The 5,796-nt window shown below is 69.6% G+C and carries 7 protein-coding genes; 6 read left to right on the forward strand and 1 reads right to left on the reverse strand.

The annotated features are described in order from the left end of the window. The 6 genes from CVO76_RS03155 to CVO76_RS03180 form a co-directional block, all read left to right on the forward strand. A partial coding sequence (locus tag CVO76_RS03155; protein ID WP_208740644.1) for a hypothetical protein occupies nucleotides 1-221 on the forward strand: 221 nt, incomplete at its 5' end. 219 nt (nucleotides 222-440) lie between these two features. Beyond that, the gene (gene glyA / locus CVO76_RS03160) at nucleotides 441-1,748 is read left to right on the forward strand and encodes a serine hydroxymethyltransferase (protein WP_208740645.1); all 1,308 of its coding nucleotides are present in this window, start codon (nucleotides 441-443) and stop codon (nucleotides 1,746-1,748) included. A 153-nt stretch (nucleotides 1,749-1,901) separates the two neighbouring features. Further along, nucleotides 1,902-2,792 (forward strand): bifunctional methylenetetrahydrofolate dehydrogenase/methenyltetrahydrofolate cyclohydrolase, encoded by an 891-nt coding sequence (locus tag CVO76_RS03165; RefSeq protein WP_208740646.1) that lies wholly within the window; start codon nucleotides 1,902-1,904, stop codon nucleotides 2,790-2,792. A gap of 59 nt (nucleotides 2,793-2,851) precedes the next feature. Further along, nucleotides 2,852-3,793, forward strand: coding sequence for an ABC transporter ATP-binding protein (locus tag CVO76_RS03170; RefSeq protein WP_208740647.1), 942 nt, complete (start codon nucleotides 2,852-2,854; stop codon nucleotides 3,791-3,793). Then, the gene (locus CVO76_RS03175; RefSeq protein WP_244186166.1) at nucleotides 3,786-4,658 is read left to right on the forward strand and encodes an ABC transporter permease; all 873 of its coding nucleotides are present in this window, start codon (nucleotides 3,786-3,788) and stop codon (nucleotides 4,656-4,658) included. Before CVO76_RS03170 ends, CVO76_RS03175 begins: the two co-directional genes overlap by 8 nt. Beyond that, nucleotides 4,655-5,488 carry an ABC transporter permease gene (locus CVO76_RS03180; protein ID WP_208740648.1) on the forward strand — a complete coding sequence of 278 codons (834 nt, stop codon included), beginning with the start codon at nucleotides 4,655-4,657 and terminating at the stop codon, nucleotides 5,486-5,488. Before CVO76_RS03175 ends, CVO76_RS03180 begins: the two co-directional genes overlap by 4 nt. Before the next feature lie 3 nt (nucleotides 5,489-5,491). Here the strand turns inward: CVO76_RS03180 and CVO76_RS03185 are convergent. Further along, nucleotides 5,492-5,796: sortase domain-containing protein (locus CVO76_RS03185; RefSeq protein WP_208740649.1), on the reverse strand; the 305-nt coding region annotated here is incomplete at its 5' end.

Below are 5,796 nucleotides of genomic sequence, written 5' to 3' on the forward strand. Positions count from 1 at the left end.
CGAGCATGACCACGACCCTCCCCGGCGGCGCCCGTCCGTCGGGACACCGTTCCACTCATCCCGAACGGGCCGGCATGATCCCGTATTCCACGGGCTCCCGCCACGGGCCCGGGAGGGAGCCGCCCCTTCGGGCGGATGCCGAGGAGGCGGAGCACGCAGGCCGGGCGCCCCGCGCGGGAGTGCGCAGGGAGCGGTGGCGGGGCACGCCGTCGTACGGCTAGCATGGGACCGTCGCGACTGGCGTAGGGTGGGCAACCACCAGGAAGCGGCATGGAGCCGGATCGATCCCCCCGGGAGGACCCGTGCTTCCAGTGCAGACCACGGATCGCACGCCTGGGCCGCGGGTCACGTTTCTGAGCGGCCGGGGCGCGGATGATCGATCCGCCGCCTCACCCGCGACTCAAGCTGACCTCTTGCGAGACCCACAGAAGGATCAACCGATGACCACTTCGCCCACGGCTCCATCCCAGGCTGCCGCAGATTCCGTCACCAACGCGCCCCTGTCCGAGGTGGACCCGGAGATCGCCGCCGTCCTGCGGGACGAACTCGCACGTCAGCGGGACACCCTCGAGATGATCGCCTCGGAGAACTTCGCGCCGCGCGCCGTCCTCGAGGCGCAGGGGAGCGTGCTCACCAACAAGTACGCGGAGGGTTACCCCGGGCGGCGGTACTACGGCGGCTGCGAGCACGTCGACGTCGCGGAGAACCTCGCGATCGAACGCGTCAAGGCCCTGTTCGGCGCGGAATTCGCGAACGTGCAGCCGCACTCCGGCGCCCAGGCCAACGCCGCGGCCCTCGCCGCCATGATCAAGCCGGGCGAGAAGATCATGGGCCTGTCCCTCGCGCACGGCGGACACCTGACGCACGGCATGAAGCTCAACTTCTCCGGCAAGCTGTACGAGGTCGCGGCCTACGGTGTCGAGGAGGACAGCCACCGCCTCGACATGGAGCGTGTGCGCGAGCAGGCGCTCGCCGAGAAGCCCCAGGTCATCATCGCCGGCTGGTCCGCCTACCCGCGCCAGCTCGACTTCGCGGCCTTCCGCTCCATCGCCGACGAGGTCGGCGCGCTCCTGTGGACCGACATGGCGCACTTCGCCGGCCTCGTGGCCGCGGGCGTCCACCCCAGCCCGGTGCCGCACTCCGACGTCGTCACGTCCACCGTGCACAAGACCCTCGCCGGCCCGCGCTCCGGCGTGATCCTGGCCAAGCAGGAGTGGGCCAAGAAGCTCAACTCGAGCGTCTTCCCCGGACAGCAGGGCGGCCCGCTCATGCACGTGATCGCCGGCAAGGCCACGGCCTTCAAGATCGCCGGCTCGCCCGAGTTCAGGGAGCGCCAGGAGCGCGTCCTCGAGGGTGCCCGGATCATCGCCGAGCGCCTCACCGGGTCCGACGTCGCCGAGCACGGCGTCTCGGTCCTCACCGGCGGAACCGACGTCCACCTCGTCCTCGTCGACCTCCGCAACTCCTCCCTCGACGGCCAGCAGGCGGAGGACGTCCTGCACTCCGTCGGCATCACGGTCAACCGCAACGCCGTGCCGTTCGATCCCCGCCCGCCGATGGTGACCTCCGGCCTGCGCATCGGCACCCCGGCGCTCGCGACCCGCGGTTTCGGCGCGGCCGAGTTCACCGAGGTCGGGGAGATCATCGCGGCCGCCCTGAAGCCGTCGCCCGACGTCGAGGCGCTGCGCGCCCGCGTCTCAGCACTCGCGGCGGACTTCCCGCTCTACCCGGGCCAGGAGGAGTGGTAGATCCGATCCTCCGCGCCGCCCTCTCCTCGAGGGCGGCGGCGTCACCGGACTTCGACATCCCCGCCGCGGAGTGCTGCTTCACCGGCTGCTGCGACCGCGGCAAGGCATTCCTGCTCGAACAGCTGGACGAGCGACCAGAGAAGGATCTTCCCCATGAACAACGCCCGCATCCTTGACGGCAAGGCGACAGCCGCACGTATCAAGGAGGAACTGACCGAGCGCGTGAGCGCGCTGCGCGAGCGCGGGGTGACTCCCGGCCTCGGCACCGTCCTCGTCGGCGACGATCCCGGAAGCTCGTCCTATGTGGCCGGCAAGCACCGCGACTGCGCCCAGGTCGGCATCACCTCGGTCCGTCGCGACCTGCCGGACACCATCACGCAGGAGGAGCTCGAGGCCGTCCTCGACGAGCTGAACGCCGACGACGCCACGACGGGCTACATCGTCCAGCTCCCCCTGCCCGCCCATATCGACACCAATGCCATCCTCGAGCGCATCGACCCGGCGAAGGACGCCGACGGCCTGCACCCGACCAACCTCGGCAGGCTCGTCCTCAACGTCAACGCGCCGATGGACTCCCCGTTGCCCTGCACCCCGCACGGCATCGTCGAGCTCCTGCTCCGCCACGACGTGGCGCTCACGGGGCTGAACGTCCTCGTCGTCGGACGCGGCGTGACGGTCGGCCGTCCACTGGGCCTGCTGCTGACGCGCAAGCAGGTCAACGCGACCGTGACCCTCGCGCACACCGGGACCGTCGACCTCGCCGACCACCTCGGACGGGCCGACGTCGTCGTCGCCGCGGCCGGCATCCCGCACATGATCCCGGCCGGGCAGCTCAAGCCCGGCGCCATCGTGCTCGACGTCGGCGTGAGCCGCGTCGAGGACCCGGACACCGGCAAGGCGACGCTGACCGGCGACGTCGACCCGGAGGCGGCGTCGGTGGCGAGCTGGCTCTCGCCGAACCCCGGGGGAGTGGGGCCGATGACCCGCGCGATGCTGCTCACGAACGTCGTCGAGGCCGCCGAGCGTCAGGCGGCCGGGGCCTAGGCCCGTGCGGGAACTCCCATTGGCTTCTGCCAATGGGAGTTCTCGCCTAGGCTGGGCAGGTGTCGACGACCCCCTCCGGACCACCGGTCATCTCCGCCCAGCAGCTCAGCAAGCACTACGGTGACTTCCGGGCGGTGGACGGCATCTCCTTCGACGTCCCCGCGGGCGAGTCGTTCGGCCTGCTGGGGCCGAACGGGGCCGGCAAGTCCACGACGATGCGGATGATCGGCGGTGTCTCGCAGCGGACCTCGGGCAGGCTCACCATCATGGGCCTCGACCCGGAGGAGCACGGTCCGGAGGTCCGCGCCCATCTCGGTGTGGTCCCGCAGCAGGACAACCTCGACGAGGAACTACGGGTGCGCGACAACCTGCTCGTCTACGGCCGGTACTTCGGCCTGCCGATGAGCTACCTCAGGCCCAAGGCCGACGAACTGCTCGAGTTCGCGCAGCTCACGGACAAGGCCACGGCCAAGGTGGATGCGCTGTCGGGCGGCATGAAGCGGCGCCTGACCATCGCCCGCTCCCTGATCAACGAGCCGAAGATCCTGCTGCTCGACGAGCCCACCACCGGGCTGGACCCCCAGGCGCGCCACATCCTGTGGGACCGCCTGTTCCGGCTCAAGGAGTCGGGCGTGACACTGATCCTCACCACGCACTACATGGACGAGGCCGAGCAGCTCTGCGACCGCCTGGTCGTCGTCGACAAGGGCCGGATCATGGCCGAGGGGTCGCCGGCGCAGCTCATCCGCGACCATTCGACCCGGGAGGTCCTCGAACTGCGGTTCGGGTCCGAACGCAACACCACAGTGGCGGCGGAGCTGCAGGGTATCGGGGAACGCCTCGAGCCGCTGCCGGACCGGGTGCTCATCTACGCGGACGACGGCGAAGCGGCCCTGGAACAGGTGACCTCGCGCGGGCTCCGGCCGATCACGTCGCTCGTCCGGCGCTCGTCGCTCGAGGACGTCTTCCTGCGCCTGACCGGAAGGAGCCTCGTTGACTGACCCGACACCCGCCCGCGTGCAGGAAACGGCAGCACCGCCCTACCGACCCTCCGCCCACCCGCCGGCGGTGTCAGCGGCGCGCGCCCGGACGTTCGGCTCCTGGTACTACGCCGAACACGTGCTCCGGTCCATGAACAGCTACCGCTGGACGCTGCTCGCCTCGAGCGTGGGCACACCGGTCCTGTACCTGTTCGCCATGGGGGTGGGGCTCGCGACGCTCGTCGACCGCACCGCAGCGGGAGCGTTCGGCGGTGTCGGCTACCTCGCCTTCCTCGCCCCCGCCCTGCTGGCGTCGGCGACGATCATGACGGCGGCCACCGAGTTCACCTACCCGGTCATGGACGGGTTCAAGTGGCGGCGCGTCTACTACGGCCCGCACGCATCGCCGCTCAGCACGGACCAGATCGTCAACGGGCACATCATCGCGATCACGGCCCGCCTGACGGCGACGACGATCATCTACTTCCTCATCGTCGCGGCGTTCGGCGCCTCCCCGTCCGCCGCCGGCGCGGCAGCCATCCCGGTCGCCGTCCTCAGCGGCCTCGCGTTCGGCCTCCCGCTGATGGCCTACTCGGCCGGCGTCGAGGAGGACAAGGGCCAGTTCGCCCTCGTGATGCGCTTCGTCGTGACCCCGATGTTCCTCTTCAGCGGCACCTTCTTCCCGCTCGACACGCTGCCCGTGTTCCTGCGGTGGATCGGCTGGATCTCGCCGCTGTGGCACGGCACCGAACTCGGCCGGGCACTCACGTACGGGTACGACGTACCGGCGTGGCTCGCCGTCGTGCACGTGCTGTTCCTGCTGGTCCTCGCCGTGATCGGCTGGCGCAGGGCCCGCACCGTGTACGCGAGGAGGCTCGGGAGATGAGCGCGCAGCTGACGGCCCGGGACTATGCCCTCAGTGGGTCGAAGCGGCCCCTGGCGGCGCTCTACTCGCGCAACGCGAAGGCGGTCATCGCGCGCGGCCTGCTGGCGACGCGCAGCAGCAACTGGCTGATCATGGTGTCCGGATTCTTCGAACCCGTGCTCTACCTCGTCTCGATGGGAGTGGGGCTCGGGGCACTCGTCGGCACCGTCGCCGGACCGAACGGCGAGCAGATCAGCTACGCGGCCTACATCGCGCCGGCGCTGCTGGCCGTCTCCGCGATGAACGGGGCCGTGTACGACAGCACGTGGAACGTGTTCTTCAAGATGAACTTCGCGAAGCTCTACCAGGGCATGCTCTACACCTCGCTGGGGCCGCTCGACGTCGCCATCGGTGAGATCTTCCTCGCCCTGCTCCGCGGAGCGATGTACGCCACAGGCTTCACCGCCGTGATGGCCGTGATGGGACTCGTCACCACACCCGTGGCCCTGCTCGTGATCCCCGCATCTGTCGTGATCGCGTTCGGGTTCGCGTCCTTCGGCATGGGGATCACGAGCTACATGAAGACCTTCCAGCAGATGGAGTGGATCAACTTCGTGATGCTCCCGATGTTCCTGTTCTCGGCCACCTTCTATCCGCTGAGCGTCTACCCGCAGGGCCTCCAGTGGTTCATCCAGGCCCTGCCGCTCTGGCACGGGGTCGAGCTGCTGCGCCAGATCAGCATCGCCTCGTTCACCCCGGCCGCCGTGCTCCACCTCTGCTACTTCCTCGTCATGATCGTGGTCGGCATGCTGCTGACCACGCTGCGCCTGCGGAAGCTGTTCCTGAGGTAGCCCTCACACCACCAGCGTCGCGTAGACCACGTAGTTGTCGTCGAAGGCGCCCGTCTCCGGGTTGTAGCCGTCGCAGGTGATCAGGCGCAGCTCCGAGCCGGGAGTGTTCCCGTACACCGTCAGGGTGGGGAACTCGTCCTTCTGGTAGGCCTCGCCGCGCTGGAACTCGAAGACCGCCGTGGTGCCGTCCTCGCGGACGACGCTCATGCGGTCGCCGGAGGAGAGGGAGCGCAGGTCGGCGAAGACGCCCTTTCCGCCGTCGGTCGCATTGACGTGCCCGAGCATCACGGCGGGTCCCCCGCCGTGAC

Origin of the sequence: Arthrobacter agilis (assembly GCF_002953615.1) — a bacterium.
In the GTDB taxonomy this organism is placed as follows: domain Bacteria; phylum Actinomycetota; class Actinomycetes; order Actinomycetales; family Micrococcaceae; genus Arthrobacter_D; species Arthrobacter_D agilis_B.

What these genes read in the sequence shown, in the direction of transcription:
- glyA (WP_208740645.1), top strand. Translation starts at nt 441, where the DNA reads ATGACCACTTCGCCCACGGCTCCATCCCAGGCTGCCGCAGATTCCGTC.
- CVO76_RS03165 (WP_208740646.1), top strand. Translation starts at nt 1,902, where the DNA reads ATGAACAACGCCCGCATCCTTGACGGCAAGGCGACAGCCGCACGTATC.
- CVO76_RS03180 (WP_208740648.1), top strand. Translation starts at nt 4,655, where the DNA reads ATGAGCGCGCAGCTGACGGCCCGGGACTATGCCCTCAGTGGGTCGAAG.